The sequence below is a fragment of the Paenibacillus sp. 01L418 genome, from assembly GCF_056400045.1.
The window spans coordinates 1-2,124 of record NZ_JBFTSN010000673.1; the positions used below are offsets into that span (position 1 = coordinate 1).

At 40.1% G+C, this 2,124-nt stretch carries 3 protein-coding genes; all 3 read right to left on the reverse strand.

The genetic code is table 11. The annotated features are described in order from the left end of the window. Window positions 1-335: zinc ribbon domain-containing protein (locus AC1DSE_RS34445; protein WP_477529036.1), on the reverse strand; the 335-nt coding region annotated here is incomplete at its 3' end. A 338-nt stretch (window positions 336-673) separates the two neighbouring features. Next, window positions 674-1,744, reverse strand: coding sequence for an acyltransferase family protein (locus tag AC1DSE_RS34450; protein WP_477529037.1), 1,071 nt, complete (start codon window positions 1,742-1,744; stop codon window positions 674-676). Then, window positions 1,689-2,124, reverse strand: a 436-nt coding sequence (locus AC1DSE_RS34455; RefSeq protein WP_477529038.1) for a D-alanyl-D-alanine carboxypeptidase family protein, incomplete at its 5' end; no start/stop codon positions are given. The genes AC1DSE_RS34455 and AC1DSE_RS34450, both read right to left, overlap by 56 nt.

Here is a 2,124-nt window from a genome sequence, read left to right on the forward strand (position 1 = left end):
ATCGTAGGGTCATATATTTCAACAAATCCGCAGTGCATGCAAGAAACAAATAAATAATGTTGATATTGAATGTTTAGAAGCTTGCTTAATCCCGCACCTGTCATAGCCAATTCATTAATATCGCACTCATTATGATTACATTTTGTGCATTTGAATGAATTCGCAATGCTATTGTTTATATCATTCTCATCCAGTTCGAGATCTGATTCTTCAAGCCCATTCTCTTGCTCATCAACAAAGGGAACTAAATGCTCATCAAGAACCTCTTGTTTACATTCAGGACAACAATTATGCTCGAGTATAACGCTGCTGCCGCACCAAGGACATTCAATCATGGCGTTGCTCCTTCCTATCTAATGCGTTCTCAAAACGTAAGCTTAAGGGAACGATTCATATTTTCTCAACATGTAAACATATTCGTTGCTGCCCTGTCTTTTCCTCTCCTTTCATACAAACACGAAAAAAAAAGGCAAAACACCACTTTCGATGTTTTGCCTTTTAACGTTACGAATCTTTGGATCGGTTAGCCATATCGATGATCATTACGATAAGCACGAGTAGTTGAATGAGCAGTTCGTTACTCATTGCAATCCCTCCCAGCTGCATGTAATGCTCCTTCGCTGCGGCTTCTCCTCTCGTTCATTTGCTTAACGAACATCTCCCATTATCATATCTATGGTCGAAACTTAAATTTTATGACGGATATTCGTACGGCGAGTGCTGCCATAACGATAGATGCAAGACATACAGCGACAAAATGAATGAGGCTATTTGTAATGAATAAAGCTTCGAGCTTCACGAATTCAGCTGCTCCTCGAACGAGTACGATAGCGATAGGATGCAATATATAAATCCATACTCGCCACTCCCTAAATGCTTTTCCAGACCGGCCTTTCCAGGATAACGCCCAGTGGAACAAGAAGTAGGTTGCTGGCCAAGCAAATGCGTACATACTGTCATGCCGCGGAAATTGTATTGCTTTCAGAAGGGATGCTTCGGCTATAATTAGTGCTAACGAAATCAGAAACAAACCCGCGTAGTTTATCGGCGTTCTAGCAGGCTGTGGACGTTTTGCTGCCCATATGCCTAATATGAGATAAATCGGTGCATAGAATATACCATTGCGTGTGTAATCAAAAAATTGAAACAGCCATTCATAGACATGTTTTAGAACAGCTATGTTTTCCGTAATTCCATAATAACTATCTCCGAAGAGTCCTACTATATAGAGAAACAAACCAACAACGAGCAGCATGGAAAGCGACATTTTCTGATGCCAATAATACGTAAGAACAAGTCCAATGATCAGCGCAGGCAGATACCATAGATGATAAAACGTACCGTCAAAAACAATGTCTCTTATAAAGGAACCAAAGGTAAACTGAGTAGAAAAATCACCTTTGTACATATTCAAAGGAATGTACAACAAGATAGCAATCAAATATAAGATTCCGAYTTTCTTTAAATACATGAACAACGCTTTTTGATCTTTAACTTTATCTCCTGTCAGCTTTCGGAAGAAAAAGAAGCCCGTTGACATAAAAAATATAGGCACCGCTAATCGCGAGATGATTCCGCTGAATAGAAAGTCAAAATATTCGTTATACGAGAGCAGCGGACTGGTGTGATTGGCAATAACGAATAGGGCCGCTATAAATTTAAGCCAGTCGAGCCCGCTATAATTGGGTTTAGAGACCATGTGATCTTTGCCCTTTTCCAGTAAAAGCTGTAACGATAAAACCATCCCTATTATTTCCTGATATTCGATATAGATCACCATTTAGGATGGGAACAGTCGTGGAAGGTCCTTCCTCTGCCGGCACATAATAAATTTGCACGAGCATGCTGTCTGTTTCTACGGTGAGATAATTCCCGTCATAAGTAAATTTTCTGACAAAATCGATGTACTCCTCCAAGCAAAAATCATGCTGCTCCATAATTTCGGCATGAGGATAACCGACATAACGAAAATGCCATGGCTCACAAGAGATGTTTGTTATAGCCTCTTTTCCTGCTTTGTACCGCTGAATAAAGCCATTTTTTGCAGCAAGCTGCTTGAATGCCATATAGATGCCGCTATCTGGGAAAGATGGCGCAATAAAGTCGACATGTTCATCTATTTTC